Below are 21,790 nucleotides of genomic sequence, written 5' to 3'. Positions count from 1 at the left end.
GAGGCTGAGGCCCAGGTCGAGGCCGGCGCCCCCGGGGACGCTACGGAGCCTCCCGGGCGGGTTCCCGGTCGAGGAGGCGGGCCCGGAACAGGTCGAGGACCTGGTCCAGGGCCGCCCGCGTCCGCTCGCCCGGTCGGTCGACCAGGTGTTCCGTCAGGACCGAGTGCGGGGGCAGCACGGCGTCGGGGTTGGCGTCCTCGTCGTCCAACTCGACGGCCACGAAGGCATCGCCGAGCTCCCGGCGCAGGAACCCGAAACGGTCGCCCGGGGAGAGCCGGTCGCTCTTGAAGCGGAGCCCCAGCACCTGGAGCCCCTCGCGTTCACACCGCCCGCGCACGGTGGCGAGCTCCTCCGGGGAGATGTCGATGCCGCCGCGATGCCGGCGCGTCAGCCCCAGGGGCAGCGACGGCTGGGACAGGACGGGCGCGAGCAGCCGCTCGTCGGTGGCCATGGCGAGGGCGAAGCCGCCGGTGAGGCACATGCCGACGGCGCCGACCCCCGGGCCGCCGCAGCGCTCGTGCTCGTACGCCGCCAAGGCCCGCAGCCACGTCACGACAGGAGAGCTGCGGCGGGTGGCGAAGAGCGTGAACTCGCGGCTCACGCACACGTTCCACATGCTCGCGGCGGTGTACAACGCGCCCCGCACCATGCCGTGCGCCGTGGGGTGAGGGTCGCGGCCGGGCGTGCCGAACAGCACCGGGAGGACGGCCGTACACCCCACCGCCGCGACGCGTTCGGCGAACTCCAGCGCCTTCGGAGTGATGCCGGGGATTTCGGCGATCACGATGACCGCGGGTCCGCTGCCGCGCCGCAGGACCGTCCGCGTCGCGCCTTCGTGGGTGAAGGTGTCCTGCTCGAAGCCTGACAGGTCATGGTCCGCCATGGGCGTCCGCCTCACTCCTCGACTCGTCCGGCCCGTACCCGCTGGTGCCGCCCGTACGGCAGCCGGCCGCGCCGGGCCTACCCCACGGTAGCGTCCGCGCCGCGCGCCTACGCCGACCCGGCCTCAGGGGAACGGATGGGGATGCAGGACGAGTTCCCCGTGGCGCGCCGGGCGGGGCGCGCGGCCCAGCAGGTACGGAACCTCCAGCAGCCGGGGGAGCCCCAGCGTGCGCCGGTTCACGTGCCCGAACGTCATCGGCAGCGCGCCCGGCACGATCGCCTTCGCGCCGTACAGGCCGAGCCTCTTCCGCAATCCCGCCTCGTCCTGCCCCACCACCAGCACCTCCAGGCCGGCCCGCGCGAGGCGGCGTACCGTCGCCTCCAGCAGTACCGTCAGGTCGGCCACCGGCTCCGGCGCCCCGGGCCACACCTCCTGCCAGGGGACCTGCGGGCCGCCGCCGTCCAGGAGGTCCACGCGCGGCCGGGCCTCCCGTAGACCGTAGAGGGCGGTGTGGTCGGCCAAGGTGCGGACCAGATCCGGCTGTTCCAGCATCGGGCGCAGCCGGCCGGGGTCGTGGACGTCCGGCTCCGCCCGCAGGCGCTGCGCGGCGTTGAACACGTTCGTCACCGCCTCCACCACGGCGGAACGGATCGCCGCACGCGGGTCGTGGTGCGCCCCGGCGGCCAGGAAGACCTGGGGGGCCGCCGAATCGACGTCCTCGTGGCGGGCGAGCGCGATGATCGCCGGGACGCCGAAGTCGTTCGTCGCGTCCAGCAGCGTCAGCCGGTAGCCGACCGTCTCCGCCCGGTCGACGAGGTGCAGCACTTCGAGGTCGTCGTCGGGCAGTGCGATCCGGCGCAGCGGGGTCCGCGCGTACCAGGCCATCAGGAACGCGTCGCGCTCCGCCACCTCGAACAGGCCGTAGAGCGCGGCCTCTTCGGGACTGTTGCCGACAGCGCAGCCGCTGGAGCTCTCGTAGACGACACGCGGCCGGCCCGGAGCCGGATCCCAGTACGCCACGTGCTCGGGCACCGCGACGGGCCGCTCGTGGGTCAGCGACCAGCCGTGCACCCAGTCCAGTTCCAGATCCGGGGCGTAGGGCACGGTGGACGACGCCGGATGGCCGTGGTGGGCCGGATCGGGCAGCCCGAGCCGCACCGGATCCACCGCCCGCTCCGGCCCCAACTCGGCGTAGGAGGACCGCAGCACGGTACGCCTCCCGTGCGGGCTCATCCCCGTGAGCCGCTCGATCCCCTCGAAGAGGGCCACGCGCTCGCTGCCTTCGAAGTCGAGGGCCCGCCCGTACCCGCCGTCGCGCTGCGCCCGCCCCAGGGTCACGTACGCGCTCGTCAGGCTGTGCGCCGAATCCTCGGTACGCGTCACCTGATGGATCGGTCCGAAGCGTTCGTCGTACAGCTCCGCCCGTAAACCGGCCGTGTGCGTACGGTCGTTGGGGCCGCGAAGGCTCGATGGTTCCGCCGGCGGCGTTGGCCTCGGCTCCTGGGGGAACCGGGCCGGCTCGACGACGTCCCCGGGCAGCGGCAGGCACACCGGGCAGCCGCCGACGGGCCGGAAGGCGTGGGTCGACCAGGTGGCTCGGCCGCTGTGCACGATCCCCACGGTGGCGCCGGCGCCCCGAGTCGGGACATCGCCGAGCAGCGCGGCCGCCAGTGCGGCGATGCCGTCCGCGAGCGCCGGCGCGGGGCCTCCGGCCAGCCGGAGCCCGGGGCTGTGCCAGGGGACGCGGCCGCCGATGGTGGCGAGGCGCCGGTACTCCGTACAGGCGACGCAGCCCACGGCGCCGGGTCGCAGCACCGGGCCGACGACGGAGACCGCGCCGTCGTGGCGCACCGGGACCAGGGCCACGGGGTGGTCGAGCGCGTGCCGCGACAGGGTCGTCGCGAGCTCCAGCGTCCAGTCGTCCAGCACGACGACGGCCCGGCCGGAGGTGAACTCGCGCGCGGCGCGGGTGTCGAGGACGTCGAGGCCGAGGTCGGCGAGGGCCGCGCGGAGCGGGGTGGAGGCCGGGGAAGTGGCCGGGGAGGTGGCGGGTGAGGCTGTCACGGTGACGTCCTTCCGCTGTCGGTGTGGTCGGTCTCGCTCGTGGTCAGGACGGTGAATCCGCAGCGGCCGAGCGCGGTGACGGTGGACACGGCCGCCGGTCCGGTGGGCGACAGGGGAGCGGTGCGCAGAGCGGTCAGCCGCAGGAGCGTGGTGTGCAGTCCCGGCTCGCGTGCGGCGACCCCGGCCCACCAGCCGGCCGCCCACCGCTCGTCCTCCCACGGTGCCGGTGGCACACCCGCCACGCCGAGCGCACACAACTCGCCCCCGAAGGAGGTCGTTCGCGCATCCGTTTCGGCCTGTACGCGGACCAACGCGGCCAGCGTCGCGAAGGCGACGGCGTCCCCGGCCGTGGCCTCCACCGCCCGCCCGAGCAGCCGCCCCGCGACCCCCTTGACGCCCGCGACCCCCGCGGCCCCCGCGCCCTCGTGCACCTCGGCCCGGTGCGCCGCGCCGCCGCGTCGAGGCGGGTCACCCGCAGCTCGGCCCGTACGCCCAGCCGCCGGGTCAGCACGCTCCACCAGTGGCGGGCCTGCGCGTGCCCGGCCGTGTACGGGTCGAAGGGCGCGGCCCCGCCTCCGGCTCGGGCAGCCGCAGCGCGCCGCGCCGCAGGGCCCGGCCCCGCGCGTGACCCGGCCCCGCTCCGACGACCACCCCGACCCCGTCCCGGGAACCCTTCCCCGACAGCCGCAGCTCCGCCGCGCGACACGCCGCGTCGAGCCGGGCCAGGTCGGCCCGTGCACCGCCGCCGTCAGCCACCCGCCGCCCGGCACCGCGCAGCCGACCAGCGCCACCGGCAGTTGCGGCAAAGCGCCCGGCAGGGCGGGCTCCACCACCCCGAGCCGTGCGTCGCCCAGCGCGGCGGCCCCGGTCAGGGCCTCGGCCAGGGTGGCCGGGGCCGCCGCCGGCTCCGGGTCCCCGGCAGGCCCCCCGAGCCAGGGGCGGTAGTCCGCGCGGAGCGGACTCGCGGTGGCGACGAGGGCCGAGGGAATCCGTAGCACCTGCTCCGGGCCCGCGTCCCCGTCCCCGTCCGCGACCCCGGCCGCGACCCCGGGATCGGGCAGCCCCGCGACGGCACACACCAACCGTTGCACGGCCCCGCCCGCGACAAGCGCGCCCAAGGCGCCGGCCGGACCGGACGCGCCGGCCCCGTCACCCTCCGCACCCCAGAGCCGCTCCGCCAGTGCTGCCGTGTTCGCCTCGGCGTCGGGCGGGGTGCCCACCGGGGTGACGAAGCCGCCGTCGGGGTGGACGGCGGCTCCGACCGCGAGTGCGGTGCCGTCGGGCCGTCGGGCACGCAGCAACACCCGACCCCCGGGCCCGTCCGTGGCCCGGACGGGGTCGGCGGTGATCCCGCTGCGCGCGAGCGCGCGGAGCACCGCTCCGGCCAGGGCGTCGTCCACCCCGCCGCCGGCGACCTCCACCCGGGCGGACCGCAGCGCGGCCGCCGCCTCGGCCGGGTGCTCGGCGACGGCCGACAACCAGCGGCCGAGCGGGCCCCCGCCGGGCAGGGGCTCGGCCGGGGCCAGCATCCGGTGCACGTGTAACTGCCCGATCAGCGTGCACAGCGCGGCCCGTAGCGGCGTACCGGACGGGGCCCGCTCGGCCAGGGCCGCGGCCCCGCCCTCCGTCAGCAGGGCCTCCTCCACCATCCGCCACAGCGCGGGGAGCGCCGGGCTGCCCTCCAGCGTCACGCTGGTGGTCCACCCGCGCAGGTGCAGACCCCCGGCGAGCGCACTGGCCACGACCCCGGGCCGGAGCCGCCATCGCCCCAACCCGTCCAACCCGTCCAACCCGTCCAACCCGTCCAGCGCGTCGAGCGCCTTCCCCATCGCTACGTCGGTCACGACCCGCTCCCCGCCCGGTAGGTCTCCACCACGAGCTCCACCGCCCGCGCGGGCCGCGTCCGCCCACCCGGCGCCGGGAGCGCCTCCTCCAGCACCACGCCCTCCGGGTAGCGGGAGAGCCACCGGTCGAGGCACCGCAGGTGCAGGGCGCTGCCGAGGTCCACGAACTGCGGTTTGGGCCGCGCCAACCGATCCAGGGCCGCCGCGGCGCCGCCGGCGCCCTCCCCGGAGCCGGGCTCCACGGGGTGCAGGAAGAGCTGGTCGGGGACGCCGAGCAGGGCCCGCCAGCGGGCCACGGCCTCGAACGGCACCTCGCCGTCGGCGGCCAGCGCGGCGCGCAGCGCGCCCACCGTGCCCGGCGCCAGCCTCCAACGGCGCCGGCGCAGGACGATGTGGCGGTGACGCAGCCGGGGGGTGCGGATCAGCTCGCCACCCGGAACCCGACTGACGAGCTGCGGCACCAGCGCGGCGAAGGAGACGACGCCCTCCGGGTGGTCGTGGATCAGCGGAGTGCTGCGCGTGGTGAGCAGGTCCGGCACGAGCAGGCCCGGATAGAAGACGTCCAGCAGCTCGCCGGTGGCGCGCGACCGGAGCCGTACCTGATCGCTCGCCACGTCGTGGAAGAGTTCCACGTCGGATTCCGCGATCGGCGCCCCGTGCTCCGGCCGCGCGGCGTCGGCCGGGCCGACCTCGTCCGAGGTGATCTCGTCCGGGAGGAACAGCGGCTGGAGGTTCGCGTTGAACCCGCGTACGAGACGGAACTGCACGGGCCTGGAGCCGGGTTGCCGGTGCCGTCCGACTTCCCGAGTGATCTCGCCCGCCGTCGCCTCGGCGGCCCGGGGGTCGAGCTGGTCCAGGAACCGGCTGCCGATCCGCCCCCAGCCGCCGTAGACGTGGTTCAGCGCCAACATCCCCCGCCCGCCGTCGCGTTGCAGGAAATACGCGTACGACAGGGGGCGGGTCCTCGTCCAATCGGGCAGCGCACGGGCCACGTCGGCTACCAGCCAGGACGGCAGGACCACATCGGCGTCGGGATCCTTCCGGTGTTGCGCCCGCTCGCGTATTCGCCTGACGAACTCCGCGCGTAGCAGCGCCAGTTCGTTGGCCCCCGAAGGCAGCGCGGCACCTTCGATGTCCTCGCCCGACGCGCCGCGCAGGGCCGTGCGTACGGTGTCCTCCCGGGCGGCGACGGTCTCGCCCGCGAAGTCCCAGATCGGGTGGCAGACGCCGCCGACGCCGTGACGGGCCACGAACCGGTCGCGCAACGCGCGACGCAGCACGTGCCCGAGATCGAACAGCTCGGCCAAGGCGCTCAGTTCGTGCAAGGCGTCGTGATCAGCGCCGGTCAACAGGCCTTCCGTGGCGACCGGTTCGCGGGCCACCACGTCCTCCGACAGGACGATCGGCGTCTGCGTACCCTCGGGCAGCGGCCGGCCCGCTGCCGCCAACAGGGCCGCCCACCGCGCGCGCAACAGGGCCATCAGGCCCGTCCGCCCACCCGGATCGGCAGCGCCGAACTTCCCTGTCGTCTCAGCCACTTCATCGATCAGACCGGCCAGCGCGAGGTCGTTCCTCTCGCCGATGGAACGCAGCCAGTCGGCCAGTCGCGCCAACGGCTCCGGATCCTGCGGGCCCACGGGCGGTACGGGGACCAGCAGCCCGGCGTCCACGAGTTGCGCCACGTACGCCGAGGCCGCCGCCCGGTCCTCGGGCCGGGCCAGCCCGGCCGCCAACTCGGCCGGCGTGGCGGGTATGCGGCACAGTGCGGCCACCCGCTCCAGCGGGCCGCTCGCGGCCACTTCGACCTCGTCCTCGTCCGCGAGGACGACGCGGCCGATCGCGGAGACGGTGCGCGTGCGGGCGAAGGTGGCCCGGCCGTCGGCCGTACGGGCCGCGCTCGTCATCCGGTGGGGGAGCAGGGCCCGCCGGCGCGGATCGGCGACCAGGGCCTCGCACAGCGCGGTCACCAGGGTCCGGTTGGCCCGGACGAGGTTGTGGGTGGCGCCCAGCAGGTCGCCCTCCCCCCACTCCGCCACCGTCGTGTCCCGGCCGACGCGCGGCCCGATGGGCAGCGGACCCCAGCCGACCGCCGTGAACCAGGACAGCGGGCTCGTCCGCGTGGCGGCACGCACCGCGTGCCGCAGCACCCCGGGCTCCTCCTTGCGCGCCCGACGCCCGCCCCTCCCGGCTGCCACACGCTCGACGGCGGCCAGCAGGTCGGCGCTGGTGTAGGAAGCGGCGAGCGCGAACGCGGGCTCGCGGCACTGGACGGCGAGCGCCTCCCGGTCCGCCGTCAGCGCCCCGGGCGCCGATTCGGTGACCCAGGCGCGCGCCGACTCCATCCGGTCCCGCAACAGCAGCCACTCACGCACCTGCGGCACCCGCTCCGGCAGGTCGCCGAGCCGGTCCAGGAGCGCGGCACGGGGCTCGCGCCCGTTGTGCACGGCCCGGCGCAGGGGGAGTACGACGTCCCGGTGGAAGGCGTCGGGGTGGCCGCCCCGGCTCTCGTAGAGGGCGTCGGTCAGTCGCAGGCGCAGGTCCGCCAGCGCGCCCTCCAGTTCCGTCAGCCGGTCCAGCCCGGCGCGGAACACGGCGGCGTCGGGGGACTGCGCGGGGTGGCCGATCACCGTCGAGCGCACCAGCGCGTACGGGGCGGTGCGCACGGCGTACGGGGCGGGCACGGGGGGCGTCATGGCGTCCGGTCCTTTCCGGCGGGGGCTCGGGGCTCGGGCTCGGCCTCGGGCTTGCTCAGGGCAACGGGTCCGTCCCGACGACCGCGTGCGTACGGGCGTCGGGACGGACGACGACGGGGTCCTGCTCAGACCACGCCGGGCATGGCCTGCGGCATCTGACTGCAGGTCCAGGTGCAGGCGGTGGGGATGCCACAGCCCGAGGTGGAGGTGTTGGCCGCGAAGGCCGAGACACCGGCGGTGTCGCGCATCGTGGTGACCGTGATGCCGCCGAGGTCCAGATCGTGGGCGTCGAAGGTGGTGCCCATGTCGATATCCGCCATGTGAACTCCCAAGGTGGTGGGACGATGTGTGATGGCTGCTGCCGTGGTACGGACGAGCAGGGCGACGGTAGCCCGCAGGCGGTTCGGAGCACAGCGGACGGATTGCGGCATTCCTGAGGAACTCGACCTCAACTCAAGGAAATTGACCGAAAGGCGACGTGACAACCGTCGCCGGGAGAGAACTCCAGCCGTACGTCGCCCCCCGGTCCACCGCAACCCCGGTCCCCCACGACCCCGGTACCGGACGTCAACCCCTGCCCATCGGACGGCCCTTGCCCGTAGCCTCGGTCCCGCCCGACGCCGCCGCCGGCCCCCGCACCGGGCCGCACGCCGCACGCCGCCCCCTCCCAAGCAGCCGAAGCAGGTGACCATGCCCCACCCCGCCCCCTCCCGCCACCCGCGCGGACGACGCGGCCTCCGCCTTTTGGTGACGGCCGCCGCCACCGCCGCGGCGCTACTCCTCCCGGCCTCCACGGCCCACGCCGACCCGCCCCACAACCTCCCCCAGAACGCCGATGGTTGGGAGCAGAGCTTCTCGCCCGCCTACGACTACGACGGCGACGGCTGCTACGCCACCCCCGCCATAGGCCCGGACGGGACGCTCGCCCCCGGCCTCAAGACCAGCGGAGCGATCAACGGCAGCTGCCGTGACCGCTCGGACCTCGACAACTCCCAGACGTACGCCCGCGCCAAGTGCAACAACGGCTGGTGCGCCATCGTGTACGCGAGCTACTTCGAGAAGGACCAGGCCGTGCACGGCAGCGGACTGGGCGGCCACCGGCACGACTTCGAGCACGTCATCGCCTGGGTGGACATCGCGTCCCACCGCGTCGAGCACGTCTCGACCACGCAGCACAGCACGGTCAGGACGTACCCCCGCGCTCAGGTCCGCTTCGACGGCTCGCACCCCAAGATCGTCTACCACAAGGACGGCGCCAGTACGCACTTCTTCCGGCTCGCCAACGGCAACGACGAGCCGCCGGAGAACCACTACAACAACTGGCGCTACCCCCCGCTGGTCGGTTGGAGCGGCTGGCCCGACACGGGACTGCGCGACCGTCTGATGGGCGCGGACTTCGGCGCCGCCACCATCAAGATCACCGACGACCGCTTCCCGAACCTCCTGAACGGCGCGAAGCCCGCGGGAATCCCCTTCAACCCCTGGGGCTGACCCCTGACACCTGACATGGCACCTGACACCTGACACTGACACCCGGACCTTCGCCCCACCCCCACGGCACGCCGCCGTGACACTACCGGTCCCGGCCGGAACCATGGTGCGATGTGACCAGGAGCGACCGTGCCCGGACCAGGACCGAACCCACCTCGCGGAGCCGTGGTTGGCGCGAGCTCGGCAGGCGGGACTTCCTCACCGCCGCGGGAGCGTGGGCGGCGACCATCGCCACCGGCGTGCCCGCGTACGCCACCGACGCCGCCCGCGACGCCGCGCACGCCGACGAGTACGTCGACGTCCAACTCCTCGGCATCACCGACCTGCACGGCTACCTCCAGGCGCCGCCCGGCGGCGACTCCGTCATCACCGGCAACGGCGGCGTCCGCTACACCGTCGGGGGTGTCGCGTACCTGGCCGCGCATCTGGAGCGGCTGCGCGACGGGCGCCGTAACAGCCTCTTCTGCACGCAGGGCGACGCCTTCGCCGGCTGGGAGTTCGACGCGATGGCGTTCGCCGACGAGCCGACGGTCGAGGCACTCAACAGGATGGGCCTCGACTTCGCGACCGCCGGCAACCACGAGTTCGACAAGACGCCCGCGATGCTGCTGCGCCACATGGGGCAGGGCGTGCCGTTCCCGGTCGTCGGTCGTGACGCCACCTTCACCGACTCCACCGGCCTCCCCTTCCACGGATCCGATTTCCCCTACTACAGCGCCAACCTGGTGCGCACCGCCGACGGGCAACCGGTCCTGCCGCCCTACCACACCGAGTGGGTCACCGCCCCCGACGGACGGCGCCTGCCGATCGGGTTCATCCACCTGACCGCCATCGGCACCGAACGCTTCCCCGGTTCCTACCATCCGGGCCTGGCCACCCTCGACGCCGTCGAGACCGCCAACGCCTGCGCCGAACGGCTCCGGTCCCAAGGCGTGAACGCCATCGTGCTCTCCCTCCACGACGGCGCGGTGGCGGGCGGCGACTTCAACAGCGGCACCGACCCCTCCGGGCCCGCGTTCGACCTCGCGCTGCGGGTCTCACCCGCGATCGACGCGATCGTCACCGGGCACTGGCACCGCCGGTTCAACATGATGCTGCCCGACCCCGAGGGCCGTCCCCGCCCCTTCGTGGAGGCCGGCTGCCACGGCCAGGTCGTCAACGAGATCAGCCTGCGCCTCGATCCGACCACCGGCGCGGTCGTCCGCGAGCTGACCGTCTCCACCAACCACCCCAACACCCGCGACATCGCCCCCGACCCCGCGCTGAAAGAGGTCACCGACTACTGGGCCGGCCAGGCCACCGCACGCGACCGCGCCCCCATCGGCCGGCAGACCGGCTCCTACACGCGGACCCGCAACGCCGCCGGGGAGAGCACCATGGGCGACCTCGTCGCCGACTGGGCGCTGTGGGCGGGCAGCCGCCCCACGGACCCCGACGACGACGCCAACGTCCACCCCAACGTCCCCGCCCACCTCGCGGTGGTGCCGGTGGCGCCCCGGATGGGCCAGGCGGTCCTCGCCGGCGACCTGCTCCGGGACACCGCGACCGACGGGGCGGTGTCCTTCGGCCGGGCCTGGCGGGCCGTCGGCTTCGGGGATCCCGTCGTCACGGCCTGGGTGAGCGGCCGGCAACTCCACGACGCACTCGAACAACAGTGGACGCGCGAGCCCGACGGCTCGCTGCGGTACGCACCGCTCGCGGTGTCCCGTAACGTCCGCTACACGTATGACCCCGAGGGAGCCGTCGGAGACCGCGTCGCCCCCGCCGACGTCCTCGTGGACGGCCGCCCCCTCGACCCGGCCGCCCGCTACCGGCTCGCCGCCCTCTCCTATACGTTCCTCGGACTCGACGGATACCCGGCGTTGACCGACTTCGAGGAGCCGTACCGCCACCAGCGGGACTACGAGAGCTTCATCGCCTACGTCCGCGAGACCGAGGTGCTCACGCCCGCGCCCCTCGGCCGGGTGGCGGTACGGGACACCGCCCAGGCGGCGGGGGAGCACGGCACGGTCGTCGACCCACCGCTCCCCCTCCACCCGGACGGTACCCCCTTGCCCCGACCGCAGGCGGCGATCGTCACCGCGGGCCTCCCCCACGCCCGCGCCGACGACCGCCGACCCCCGTGCTGACCCGCGGCCGGTCGACCGCCGGGAACTACCGGACGAGATCCTCGACGGTGAGGGCGATCGTCCCGAAGAGGTCGCCGATGGTCGTCAGCGCGGCCGCCTGGAGGGCGTCGGCCGGCACGACCGTCCCGTCCGGGGCGGCCAGCGAGCGGGTGGCGGTGGCCTCGGCGACCACGGTGGGCCGGTAGCCGAGGTTGAAGGCGCCCTCGGCGGTGAAGGTGACGCACATGTGGGTCATGAAACCGGCCAGGACGAGGTCCCGGCCCGCGCCCAGATCACCCAGCACCTTCTCCAGGTCCGTGGCGTGGAAGGAGTTGGGGAACTCCTTGACCACCACGGATTCGCCGTCGACGGGCGCCACCTCGGGGCTGATGGCACCTATCTCGGCTCGGATGTCGTAGGGGGTGCCCGGACCGCCGTCGTTGAGGACGTGGACCACCGGCGCGCCGGCGGCGCGGGCCGCGGCCAGCAGCCGGGCCCCGGCGGCGAGGGCCTCCTCGGCGCCCTGGAGGGCCATCACGCCCGTCCGGTAGGTGTTCTGGAAGTCGATCAGGACGAGCGTGCTGTCGGCGAGCCGGGGCAGGGCGTCGTCGAGGCCGCTCACGTCGCGCAGGGTCTTGGAAATGGCCATGACAAATTCTCCTTGGGGTGAACGCGGGACAGGAAACATCGGAGACGTCGGAAACAACGGAGACGTCGGAAACAACGGAACAGACGGTGGTCTGCGAAAGGACGGCTCAGCCGGTGGTGCGAAAGCGCCTGCGGTAGGCCGCCGGAGCGGTCCCGATCCGCTTGCGCAGCGCCCGGTGGAGCGTCTCCACCGAGCCGAGCCCACAGGCCGCCGCCACCTCGTCCAGGGGCTGGTCGGTGCTCTCCAGCAGCCGGCGGGCCGCCTCCACCCGCGCCGACTCGACGTAGGCGGCCGGGGTGGCCCCGGTCTCCTGGCGGAAGACCCGGGCGAAGTGGCGTTCGCTCAGGCACATCCGCGCCGAGAGCGCCGCCGCGGACAGGTCGCCGTCCAGGTGGTCGGCGATGAACATCCGAAGCTCGTCGATGTCCCGACGAGCGGCCGGCGGCCGGGACAGCGGCACCGAGAACTGGCTCTGACCGCCCTGACGCTTCAGGTACATGACCAGTTGCCGGGCCACGCCCAGGGCCACGTCCTCGCCGAGGTCCTCGGCCACCAGCGCCAGCGCGAGATCCATGCAGGCGCTGATCCCGGCCCCCGTCCACACGTTCCCGGACCGGACGAAGATCGGATCCGGGTCCACGGTCACGGCCGGGTACTCGGCCGCCAGTTGGGCGGCGGTGGACCAGTGCGTGGTGGCCGTCCGGCCGTCCAGGAGACCGGCCGCCGCCAGCAGGTGCGCGCCCACGCACACCGACGCCACCCGCCGCGCCAGGGGAGCGGTCACCTTGAGCCACTCCACGACGTCCCGGTCGATGCGGGCGACGGGCCCGTCCGGGTGGGGATCCACCGCGCCGGGCACCAGCAGGGTGTCCAGTACGCCGTCGACCTCCGCGAACGAGAGGTCCGTGACCAGACGCACCCCCGCCGAGGTGGTGACCACCCCGGACGTCGGCCCCGCCAGCTCCACCCGGTACCCGGCCCGCCCGTCGGTCTCGACGTTGGCCAGGGCGAACACCTCGGCCGGTCCGGTGACGTCGAGGAGGTCGACATCGGGGAAGACCGCGATGACGACGCGGCGGTTCGTGGGCATGCGTCCATGGTCACGTGCGCCCCGCACGGCCGCAATGACGACGTTCTGTCACATCCGGACACGGAGACGGACGGGGAGACGCCGAGGCCCCCGTAGGAGCGATCTTCGGTGTGTCCGCGTGAACCGGGGCGGTTCGTGGCGGCCGTCGCGTTGGTGACCACCATCGCCGTCTCCGCGCCGGCCGCGGAGACGTGCGGCTCCGTCATCACCGCCCCGCTCAAGGCCCCGGTGTCGGCCGACGATCCCTGTCCCAGCAGTGATCCGGTGGTGTGCCGGATCCGCGTGCTGCCGATGGACCAGAAGGTCGAGGCCCAGCGGATCCGGATGAGTTACCACGACCTCCTGGAGGACATGCACCGCACCGAGGCCGACATGCGGGAGGCGGGCGCCACGGACGAGGAGATCGCCCGCGAGTTGGTCGACATGCGCAACCAGGCCAAGGAGATCACCCGCGCGGGCATGACGCCGGAGGAGGTCCGGATCCTGGAGGAGCGCAACCGGGTCAAGTACGGCAACCCCCTCGGCCCCACCGCCGACCAGCTCTACGCCAGGTACGGCTCGTGGCAGCAGGTCATCGACGCGTCGATGCGCACCAGTTACGGAGTGGACCGCGAGCTCAGCCTCGTGTAACGCCCCTGTCCGATCGCGTAGCCCCCGGGCATGGCGAAGGCCCGCCGTGGGTGTTCGTGCGGACACCCACGGCGGGCCTCACCGACGGGTCAGCTGCCGGCCGAGACGTTGCCGGAGAGGACCGGGATGTTGCTGAGGATGTGCGAGAGCGGCTCGTCGCCCTTGGCCTGGGTGGAGTTCTCGGTGCACTGCTGGTTCTGCGGGTTGGACAGGACGTTGATGTCCTGGACGCCGACGTTGACCAGGGCCAGGATGGACTGGGCGTTGACCTTGGCCGGCAGGCCGATGCAGGGCTTGTTCAGGGTGCCCTGGACCAGGCCGAGCTGCGGGCTCAGGTCGCCGTGGGTCGCCTGGTTGCCGTAGGACTGGACGGCACCGTTGCCGTTGACGGTGTTGATCCCGTTGTCGTTGCCGATGGCCATGGCCGGGGCGGCTACGGCAGCGCCGGCGCCGATCGTGGCGGCGGTGGCTGCGGCGGTGACCATCATCTTCTTCAGCATGAGCGAGTTTTCCTTCGCTGGTACGGTAACTGGCCCCTGGCAGGGGCGTTCGTCTCGATAACGGGCGAAGGGGTCCGGGCGTGACGGTAGGTCACCCGATCGCGCAAGCATTGCCGTCGCCGGGCCGACAAACGGACAATCCGAACGTGTGAGGAACGCTCAGGGGCCGGTGCGCTCCGGGAACGTGAAGGTGTAGCCCTGCGCCTTCAGCCAGGGCAGGTACTCCTTCAGCGCGGCCACCGTCTCGCTGCGGTCGCCGCCGCCGTCGTGGAAGAGGACCGTCGGCCGTACGGGCAGGTCGGTCTCGACGGCGGACAGGATGGCCGCCAGACCCGGACGGCTCCAGTCCTTCGGGTCCACGCTCCACCCCAGCGGCCGCATCCCGGCCGCGGCCGCCACCGCACGGCTGTCGGGAGTGAAGGCACCGCCCGGCGCCCGGTAGTAGCCGACGGGCACGCCCGGCACGGCCTTCTCGATCATGGCCTTGGCGTCGAGGATCTGCTGCCGCTGATAGGCCACGGGCTTGTGGTCCATGGTCACGTCGTGGTCGACGGAGTGGTTGCACAGCCGGTGCCCGTCGGCCGAGACCGCGCGCACCAGTTCCGGATGCTCCTGCGCGCGGGCGCCGACCATGCAGAACGTGGCCTTGACGTGGTTCTTGCGCAGGACGTCGAGCACCTGGGGGGTCCATCGCGGGTCGGGGCCGTCGTCGATGGTGATCGCGATGTCGCGGCCGGCGCCCTGGGCGAGCCGGGAGATCCCGAGGGGAACGGGATACCCGGCGGGCGCGGCGGCCCGTTCGGCTCCGGCGGCCCGTTCGGCTCCGGCTGAGGTCCGCTCCGGCGACCGGTCCGCCGATCCTGCTGTCGTGTCCGCGGCGGCGGTGCCGCTCGTGGCCAGGAGGCCCAGGAGGCCGAGGACCGCGGCGGCCGTGACCGCCGCGGCGGAGCCGGCCCGACGCCGGTTCGCGGAACTGCTGGTGCTGCTGGTGCTGTTGCCCATGGAGGCGTACTTCCTTCGCGTTCGGTTCCCCCCGATGCGCGGTGCCGGACGCGTTTCGTCCGGTTCGATCCAGGCTAGGAAGCCGGCGCAGGCCCCCTCTTCGTCGAGCGGGTGGCGCCGAATCCGCTCTCGTGCGCCCACACGTGGGTACAACCCGGGCACTGGAGGTGGAGCAGGCTGCCGGTGTTGGTCAGCAGGTAGCGCCAGTGCGTGGAACACGTACGCCGCTCCGCGCACGGCCCGCAGCCCCGCACGTCGTCGCAGTTCGGGCAGGCCACCCAGGCGCGTCGGCCGGCGTCGGCCTGCGGATCAAGAGGCAGCACGGCCGTCCCCCCGATCCGGGAGCACCCCGGCCGCGACCAGGTCGTCGTAGATCCGCTGCTGCTCCGCGTCGAGACCGGAGTACAGCAGGTCGTACGCGGCCTCCTCGCCGAGCAGCACCTCCACCGGGTCCCAGTCGGGGCCGAGCGAGGCCATCACCTGGGCGCGCCGGAGCACCTCCTGCGCGCTGAGATCGACGTCGAAGTCGACCAGGTCGGAGGCGTCGCTGCCGGGCCCTGTGGGCGGGGTGGGGCCGTGGGGGGTCATGCAATCGAAGTTAGGTAACCCTTTTTTCCCTGGTCAAGGGAGGGTGGGAAGAGTCACAGGCGGGCCGGTGCGGCCCCCCGCCGCGAGCGGGAACAGGCGGGGCCGCGCCCGCGCGGTGGTGGCGGCCGCCTCCGCGCCCCGCCCCGGACCCGCCCGCCACCACGAGGCGGAGGACGCCAGTGCCGCTCGACAGCCCGGTACGGTCCCAGGGCTCCGCCTCCGCCTCCGCGCCCGCCCGGACCGGGCCAGTGCCGGTCGACAGCCCGGTACGGTCCAGGGCGGCCGTAGCCGAAGCCGGTCCCGGGCCGACCGGTCGAGGTGACGCGGGCCACGATGCGCACCGTCGGGCGGCGCCCCCGGGCCGGCGGGGTCTGGCACGCGCGCTCGCCGTGTTGTCGTCGGTCGCCGAGGCGCGCGTCTCCTGCCTCCTCCGCCTTGCGATCACACGCCAGGCCCCGCCGGCCCCGCCCTCCGGGCGCCTCGCCCGCGCCGCCGTGATCGGGTCCGGTACGCGGCACGCCGGCGGGGCCGGACCGGCCGCCGGCCTGGCGGGCACCAGGTCGCGCACCGACACGGCGGCCCCGCCGAGCACGGCGATCGGGTCAGCCCGCAGGGCCCCGACCGCGCCCGGCCGGGCGAAGCCGCTCACGTGCGGGACCCCGCCTCCCAGGCTTCCGGGGCGGTCGCGAGCGCGTCGAGGCCGCCGGGGGCGTACGGGTCGTACGGGCCCGCCCGCGTCCCGGCACGGCCGGCCCGTACCCACGCGGGGAGGCGGCGGCCCTCGCCGTGCGGCCGTTCCGCGCGGCGCCGCCCGCCGATCGAGCGCGCCCGGAACGGTGAACCGTACGGTGACGGTGGCCGCTCGGCTCGGGCCTCCGGTGACGCGGTGGCGCGTCGGCGTACCGACCCCGCCGTGGCGCGGGTGGACGTTCCGTCTACCGGCCTCGGGGAGGCCGCGATGGCCGATCCATGGTCTGGACCACCCCCGCGAGGCCGTTCCAGACTGGCCCGATGAACGCGTTACGGATCACCCCATGAGCACCCCTCGGAGGGGCGACCTGCCCCTGCACCGCCTCGACGTGCCCCTCCCGCACCTGCTGCCCTTCGCCATCGGCTCCTTCGACGACATCGGCCCCCTGTCCCGGGCCGACTTCCCCCACCGCCACGCCTTCTACGAGATCCTCCACATCACCGGCGGCCGCGGCAGTCACGTCCTCGACCTCACCGACCGGCCCCTGGACCCGCCGCACCTGTGCGTCATCACCCCCGGCCAGGTGCACCACTGGCAGGACGCCGAAGGGCTCACCGGACACGTGATCCTCTTCAACGAGGACTTCCTCCTCACCCACCCCGAGGACGCGGCCGCGCTGGAACGCCTCGCCGAGCGGCCTTGGCTGCGGCTCCGCGACCGGCACGACGACATCGCGCACGTGCTCGACGCGATGGAACGCGAGTACCGCGCCCTGCGCGAGGGCTACGCCGGAGTGCTCAACGCCTACCTGCACATCCTGATCGTCCTGGCGCTGCGCGCCTGCGACGACGCACCCGGAACCGAACGGGCCCCGGCGTCCGGGGGCCGCGCCGTCGACGTGGCGGGCGCGTTCACCCGGCTCATCGCGGCCCCGGGCGCCGCCGCACGCTCCGTGGCCGCCGCCGCGAAGGAACTCGGGGTGTCCAGCGGCCACCTGCACGTCCTGGTGAAGGAGGCCACCGGGCAGACGCCCGGCCGGTTGATCCGCCGGCGGCAGACCCTGGAGGCCAAACGGCTGCTGGCCCGAACCGACCTGACGATCCGGCAGGTTGCTCGTGACACCGGCTTCGCGGACCCGGCGTACTTCAGCCGCTTCTTCCGCCGCGAGACCGGCCTGTCGCCGGGGGAGTACCGCGCCGCCGTCACGGCGCGACCCGGCAGGGTCGCCGGAGAAAAACACCACGATCCCACGCTCGAATCCCTCGCGACCGCCCGGACACCGACCGTAGGTTGACGACGACGGGCCCGGACCCCACGGGCGGCCGCTCCGCCCGCCCCGCCGCGCCCCACCGCGGCCCGGGGTCCGGCCCGTCACACCCTCCACGACGGCGACCGCGCCGCCACGCCACCACCCCGCACCGCCGAGCCGCTCCACTCGCTTCGGCGGTCCTCTGCATGTCCGAAACCACGGTGGTCGCTCATCGGAGCGTCAACTATAGTTACGCGTAACGGGTGTCAACTATAGTTACGCCCGAGGAAAGGGAGCAGTGCCCAGTGGTGGATTCAGAAGACGGCCCCGACGAGGCGGAAGCGCCCAGACCGGTGCCGTTCCCGGTTCCGGGACCAGGCGCCTCCTTCAGTGACCGGCTGAACTTCCTGTTCGACCGGGTCCGCCCCCCGGGCGCGGAGGAGTACACCAACGCGCACGTCGCCCGCACCATCTCGTCGTACGGCGAGGACAGTTACACGCGTGCGCACCTCAGCTACCTGCGGGCCGGCAAGCGCACCCCGACCATCACCATGGTGCCCCTCCTCGCCCGCTTCTTCGGCGTCGAGGCCGCCTACTTCGTCGAGGACGAGGTGACGGTGAAGGTCGCCACGCAGTTCGAGATCCTGCGCAAGCTCAAGGAGAACGGAGTCGAGCAGATCGCCCTCCGGGCGATGGGCGTCTCCGCCGCCGGCCAGCGCAAGGTCCTCGCGGCACTGGACGCCGTACGCAAGGAGGAAGGCCTGTCCGACGAGTCGGGCGAGTCGGGCGAGACCGCGAGGAACCTGCCGTGACCGGCGTAGGCGCCACCACCACGGCCCGCGCGCGACTTCAGGAGGGGAGGAAGGCTCATGTGGCCCATCCGGCGTAACCGCACGACCGCGCGCGAAAACCTCCGCGCGGCAGACGAAGTCGAGCGTCGCAACCGCGAGTTCGTCGAAAGCCTCGAACTCCCCGCGGTCGATTCCGTCCTGGACCTCGTGCCCTTCATGGAGGAACGCCTCGACCGGTCGATCCGGCTGATGCCCTTCGCCTCCGACCCCACCGACCCCGACTCCCTCGACGCCTCCGCCCCCTGCGGCCTGTGGCTCGCCACCGGCGACACCGACTACGTGTTCTACGACACCGCCATCAGCCGCGCCCACGCCGAGATCATCGTCGGCCACGAGTTCGGCCACATGCTCAGGAACCACCGCGGCAACACCCCCCTGGACACCGCGAACCTCGGCGGCCTGATCACCGACATCGACCCCGCCACCGTCCAACTGGTCCTCGGCCGCACCCGCTACACCGAGCCGGACGAGTTCGAGGCCGAGATGCTCGGCTCCCTCCTCCAGGAGCACCTGAGCGCACCCCGCGCCCCGGTCTCCCGCGAGGACGCCGACCCCATCACCCGCACGCTGCTGCGCTGACCGAATAGGGCCCCGTGAAAGACATCCTTCACCCCCTGTGTCTGGCCATCGCCGGTACCGGGTTCATCGTCCTCCTGCGCGACCTCGGCCGAAGCCGCCGCGACCCCGCGCTCGTCGCGCTCGCCTTCACCTACGGCTTCTCCGCGCTCAGTTACGCCCTCTCCCTCACCTGGGTGTGGGTGCGCGTCGACGGCCTCCTCGGCGTGCCGAACATCGTCGTCCCCCTCGCGCAGGGCTGTGTGATCCTGGTCCTCGCCCTCCAGGCCACCGTCCTCGCGCACTGGTCGAAGCCGCCGCGCGAGGCCCGTCGACGCGCCACGCTGCTGCTCGCCTGCGCCGGCGCCGTCATCGCCACCATGGCCGTGCTCTTCGTGCTGCTCACCCCGGCCACGACCCGGCCCACCGACTTCTCCCTCTACTACGCCCACGACCCCTTCTTCCAGGCGTACGTCCTGCTCTACTTCGGCACCTACAGCGCCGCCGAGATCTACCTGGCGCGCTCCTGCCTGCGCTACGCCCGCACCGCGACGAACCGTTCCATCGCCTTCAGCCTGCGCCTGGTCACCGTCGGAGCCGTCATCACCCTCGGCTACAGCGGAATCCGCATCGCCGGCATCATCGGCGCCGAGGTCGGCTTCAGCGTCGGTGGGCTCAACGGGTTCGCCTGGGCCTGCGGGGACATCGGAGCCACCCTCACCCAGATCGGCTACCTCATCCCCACCCTCGCCCTGCGCACCACCAGCGCCCGTGCCTGGGCCACCGCACACCTGCGCTACCGCCGCCTGGGCCCGCTGTGGTCCGCGCTCGACCAGGCCGACCCCGGCATCACGCTGCGCCGCCCCGCCCACCAGCTCCAGGACGTCCTGCGCGGACGTGACGCGCACTTCCCCCTGCTGCGCCGCCGCGTCGAGATCCGCCAGGGCCAGAAGCTGATGCGCCGCTACCTCGACCCGGCCGCCCGCACCGAGTCCGAGGCCCGGCGTACCGCCGAGGGTCTCAACGGAGCCGAACTCGCCGCGGCCGTCACCGCCGACCAGATCCGCGCCGCCCTCGCCCGGCACGCCGCCGACGACCCCGCCCCGGCCCCCGGCGAGTACGCGGACGCCGAACTCGCCCTCCCCACCACCGAGGACGAGCTGCTCCACCTCCAACGCGTCGCCGCCCACTTCGCCCTCCCCCCGCGCCCGAGCCGCAGCGCTGCCGAGCCCCGCAGCACCACCTCAGGAGCCCGTTCGTGATCTTCCGCCGCACCCTGCTCATCACCGCCACGGCCATCGCCGCCGCGGCCGGGATGGCCGCCTCGTCGGCGGCCGGCCGCTCCCGCCCGAGCACGCCGACGCCCCCGACGACCCCCCACCCCGTACCCGTGGACACCCTGCACCGGGCGCCCGCCCACGCCCAGCTCGACGCACTGCGCCGCCGTACCGTCACCAGCCGCGCCCTGCTGGAGCAGTACCTCCTGCACCTGGAGAAGACCAACCCCGCCCTCGACGCCGTCGTCACCCTGGACGCCGACGGCGCCCGCGCGGCGGCCGACGCCGCCGACCGCCACCTCGCCAGGACGGGCAAGCCGCTCGGCGCGCTCCACGGCCTGCCCATGACCGTCAAGGACGCCCTGGAGACCAAGGGTCTGCGCACCACCTGCGGCTCGCCCGACCTCGCCGCCCACGTCCCCGACCGGGACGCGGACGCCGTCGCCCGGCTGCGCGCCGCGGGCGCCGTCATCATCGGCAAGACCAACGTGCCGGTCATGTGCCAGGACATCCAGACCTCCAACCCGCTCTTCGGCACCACGAGGAACCCCCACGACCCGACGAAGACCGCCGGCGGATCCTCCGGCGGCCCCGCCGCCGCCGTCGCCTCGGGCATCAGCAGCCTCGAAGTCGGCTCCGACCTCGCGGGCTCCCTGCGCCTGCCCGCCGCGTACTGCGGGGTGTACGCGCTGCGCCCCAGCGGCGGCATCGTCCCCACCCGCGGCCACATCCCGCGCCCGCCCGGCTGGATCACCGACTCCGACATGCTCACCGTCGGACCGATCGCCCGCGACGCCGACGACCTCGCCCTGCTCCTGGACGTCCTCGTCGCCCCGGCCCCCGCCGACACCCCCGCCTGGAGGATCGACCTCCCGGCGCCGCGCCACGCGCACCTCGGCGACTACCGCGTCGGCGTGTGGCAGGACGACCCGTACTGCCACGTCGACCACGACACGCGCGACCTCCTCGCCCGGGTCGCCGACCTCGTACGATCCGCCGGCGCCACCGTGGACGACACCACCCGCCCCGTGGACCTCGCCGCGAGCGACACGCTCTTCCAGCGCCTCATGTACGCCACCACGAGCGCCACCGCCACCGACGCCGGCTTCGCCGACGACATCGCGGCGGCCGACCAACTCCCCGCCGACCACCCCGGGGCGCTGTTCCTGAAGTCGCGCACCATGCGCCACCGCGACTGGCTGCGCGCCAACGAGGAGCGCGAGAAGCTGCGCGAGCGCTGGGCCGAGTACTTCACCACCCACGACGTCCTCATCACCGCGGCCGCTCCCACGGCGGCCGTCGAGGACCAGACGTCCACACCGGTGCCGCAGCGCCGCATCACGGTCGACGGCGAGAAGCGGTCGTACTTCGACCAGACGGCATGGCTGAACCTCGCCGGGCACGTCAAGCTGCCCGCCGTGGTCGTGCCCGCCGGTCGCACCGCCGACGGCCTGCCCCTGGCCGTCCAGATCATCGGCCCCTATCTGGCCGACCGCACCGTGATCGACGTGGCCAGGCACCTGGCCCGCCGCCTCCCCGAGCCCGTCGTGCCCACCGGCTGACCGGGCCACCGAGACCGGGTTCGCTCTGCCCCCACGGGGGTGGGGCGGGGCGAACCCGCACGG

19 protein-coding genes are annotated in these 21,790 nt (G+C 73.9%); 8 read left to right on the top strand and 11 right to left on the bottom strand.

Features of this window, described 5'->3' with window-relative positions:
• Positions 1-40: 40 nt before the first annotated feature.
• The 5 genes from M4D82_RS02615 to M4D82_RS02595 form a co-directional block, all read right to left on the bottom strand.
• Positions 41-883 (bottom strand): dienelactone hydrolase family protein, encoded by an 843-nt coding sequence (locus M4D82_RS02615; protein WP_249764451.1) that lies wholly within the window; start codon positions 881-883, stop codon positions 41-43.
• A 123-nt stretch (positions 884-1,006) separates the two neighbouring features.
• A complete protein-coding gene (locus tag M4D82_RS02610) occupies positions 1,007-2,947 on the bottom strand; it encodes a TOMM precursor leader peptide-binding protein (protein WP_249764450.1) in 1,941 nt (646 codons plus the stop codon).
• Complete coding sequence (locus M4D82_RS02605) at positions 2,944-4,791, bottom strand: hypothetical protein (RefSeq protein ID WP_249764449.1); 1,848 nt, start codon at positions 4,789-4,791, stop codon at positions 2,944-2,946. The genes M4D82_RS02610 and M4D82_RS02605 overlap by 4 nt, the downstream gene beginning before the upstream one ends.
• Positions 4,788-7,484 carry a lantibiotic dehydratase family protein gene (locus tag M4D82_RS02600; RefSeq protein ID WP_249764448.1) on the bottom strand — a complete coding sequence of 899 codons (2,697 nt, stop codon included), beginning with the start codon at positions 7,482-7,484 and terminating at the stop codon, positions 4,788-4,790. The genes M4D82_RS02605 and M4D82_RS02600 overlap by 4 nt, the downstream gene beginning before the upstream one ends.
• A 125-nt stretch (positions 7,485-7,609) precedes the next feature.
• Positions 7,610-7,804 (bottom strand): thiopeptide-type bacteriocin, encoded by a 195-nt coding sequence (locus M4D82_RS02595; protein ID WP_249764447.1) that lies wholly within the window; start codon positions 7,802-7,804, stop codon positions 7,610-7,612.
• Between the two features lie 370 nt (positions 7,805-8,174).
• Between M4D82_RS02595 and M4D82_RS02590 the strand changes: the two genes are divergently transcribed.
• Together M4D82_RS02590 and M4D82_RS02585 are read left to right on the top strand one after the other, a co-directional pair.
• Positions 8,175-8,975 carry an NPP1 family protein gene (locus M4D82_RS02590; RefSeq protein WP_249764446.1) on the top strand — a complete coding sequence of 267 codons (801 nt, stop codon included), beginning with the start codon at positions 8,175-8,177 and terminating at the stop codon, positions 8,973-8,975.
• Between the two features lie 113 nt (positions 8,976-9,088).
• Positions 9,089-11,104 carry a bifunctional metallophosphatase/5'-nucleotidase gene (locus M4D82_RS02585; RefSeq protein WP_249764445.1) on the top strand — a complete coding sequence of 672 codons (2,016 nt, stop codon included), beginning with the start codon at positions 9,089-9,091 and terminating at the stop codon, positions 11,102-11,104.
• Between the two features lie 25 nt (positions 11,105-11,129).
• On the opposite strand, the gene M4D82_RS02580 is transcribed toward M4D82_RS02585, so the two are convergent.
• Both M4D82_RS02580 and M4D82_RS02575 read right to left on the bottom strand, forming a co-directional pair.
• Positions 11,130-11,732: an isochorismatase family protein gene (locus tag M4D82_RS02580; RefSeq protein WP_249764444.1), complete on the bottom strand. Its 603-nt coding sequence runs from the start codon at positions 11,730-11,732 to the stop codon at positions 11,130-11,132.
• Between the two features lie 106 nt (positions 11,733-11,838).
• The gene (locus M4D82_RS02575; protein ID WP_249764443.1) at positions 11,839-12,822 is read right to left on the bottom strand and encodes a GlxA family transcriptional regulator; all 984 of its coding nucleotides are present in this window, start codon (positions 12,820-12,822) and stop codon (positions 11,839-11,841) included.
• A gap of 108 nt (positions 12,823-12,930) precedes the next feature.
• Here M4D82_RS02575 and M4D82_RS02570 point away from each other — a divergent pair, with 108 nt between their 5' ends.
• Positions 12,931-13,452, top strand: a complete 522-nt coding sequence (locus tag M4D82_RS02570) for a hypothetical protein (RefSeq protein ID WP_249764442.1) — start codon at positions 12,931-12,933, stop codon at positions 13,450-13,452.
• An 89-nt stretch (positions 13,453-13,541) separates the two neighbouring features.
• Here the strand turns inward: M4D82_RS02570 and M4D82_RS02565 are convergent, their stop codons facing one another.
• The 4 genes from M4D82_RS02565 to M4D82_RS02550 all read right to left on the bottom strand — a co-directional run bounded on the left by M4D82_RS02565 (position 13,542) and on the right by M4D82_RS02550 (position 15,542).
• Entirely contained in the window at positions 13,542-13,952 is a 411-nt protein-coding gene (locus M4D82_RS02565) for a rodlin (protein WP_249764441.1), read from the bottom strand.
• Between the two features lie 159 nt (positions 13,953-14,111).
• Positions 14,112-14,954 carry a polysaccharide deacetylase family protein gene (locus tag M4D82_RS02560; protein ID WP_249764440.1) on the bottom strand — a complete coding sequence of 281 codons (843 nt, stop codon included), beginning with the start codon at positions 14,952-14,954 and terminating at the stop codon, positions 14,112-14,114.
• 74 nt (positions 14,955-15,028) lie between these two features.
• Positions 15,029-15,277: a hypothetical protein gene (locus M4D82_RS02555; RefSeq protein ID WP_249764439.1), complete on the bottom strand. Its 249-nt coding sequence runs from the start codon at positions 15,275-15,277 to the stop codon at positions 15,029-15,031.
• A complete protein-coding gene (locus M4D82_RS02550; RefSeq protein ID WP_249764438.1) occupies positions 15,264-15,542 on the bottom strand; it encodes a DUF6400 family protein in 279 nt (92 codons plus the stop codon). The genes M4D82_RS02555 and M4D82_RS02550 overlap by 14 nt, the downstream gene beginning before the upstream one ends.
• 1,034 nt (positions 15,543-16,576) lie before the next feature.
• On the opposite strand from M4D82_RS02550, the gene M4D82_RS02545 reads away from it, so the two are divergent.
• The 5 genes from M4D82_RS02545 (at position 16,577) to M4D82_RS02525 (ending at position 21,727) form a co-directional block, all read left to right on the top strand.
• Positions 16,577-17,527 carry a helix-turn-helix transcriptional regulator gene (locus M4D82_RS02545; protein ID WP_249764437.1) on the top strand — a complete coding sequence of 317 codons (951 nt, stop codon included), beginning with the start codon at positions 16,577-16,579 and terminating at the stop codon, positions 17,525-17,527.
• A gap of 260 nt (positions 17,528-17,787) precedes the next feature.
• A complete protein-coding gene (locus tag M4D82_RS02540; protein WP_249764436.1) occupies positions 17,788-18,294 on the top strand; it encodes a hypothetical protein in 507 nt (168 codons plus the stop codon).
• Between the two features lie 57 nt (positions 18,295-18,351).
• Positions 18,352-18,912 (top strand): hypothetical protein, encoded by a 561-nt coding sequence (locus tag M4D82_RS02535; RefSeq protein WP_249764435.1) that lies wholly within the window; start codon positions 18,352-18,354, stop codon positions 18,910-18,912.
• A 14-nt stretch (positions 18,913-18,926) separates the two neighbouring features.
• Complete coding sequence (locus M4D82_RS02530; protein WP_249764434.1) at positions 18,927-20,150, top strand: MAB_1171c family putative transporter; 1,224 nt, start codon at positions 18,927-18,929, stop codon at positions 20,148-20,150.
• Positions 20,147-21,727 carry an amidase gene (locus M4D82_RS02525; protein ID WP_249764433.1) on the top strand — a complete coding sequence of 527 codons (1,581 nt, stop codon included), beginning with the start codon at positions 20,147-20,149 and terminating at the stop codon, positions 21,725-21,727. The genes M4D82_RS02530 and M4D82_RS02525 overlap by 4 nt, the downstream gene beginning before the upstream one ends.
• Positions 21,728-21,790: the final 63 nt, after the last annotated feature.

This window comes from Streptomyces sp. RerS4 (assembly GCF_023515955.1).
In the GTDB taxonomy this organism is placed as follows: Bacteria; Actinomycetota; Actinomycetes; order Streptomycetales; family Streptomycetaceae; genus Streptomyces.
Note: the sequence above shows the minus strand (reverse complement) of the source record. Positions and strands in the feature narration are given on the sequence as shown.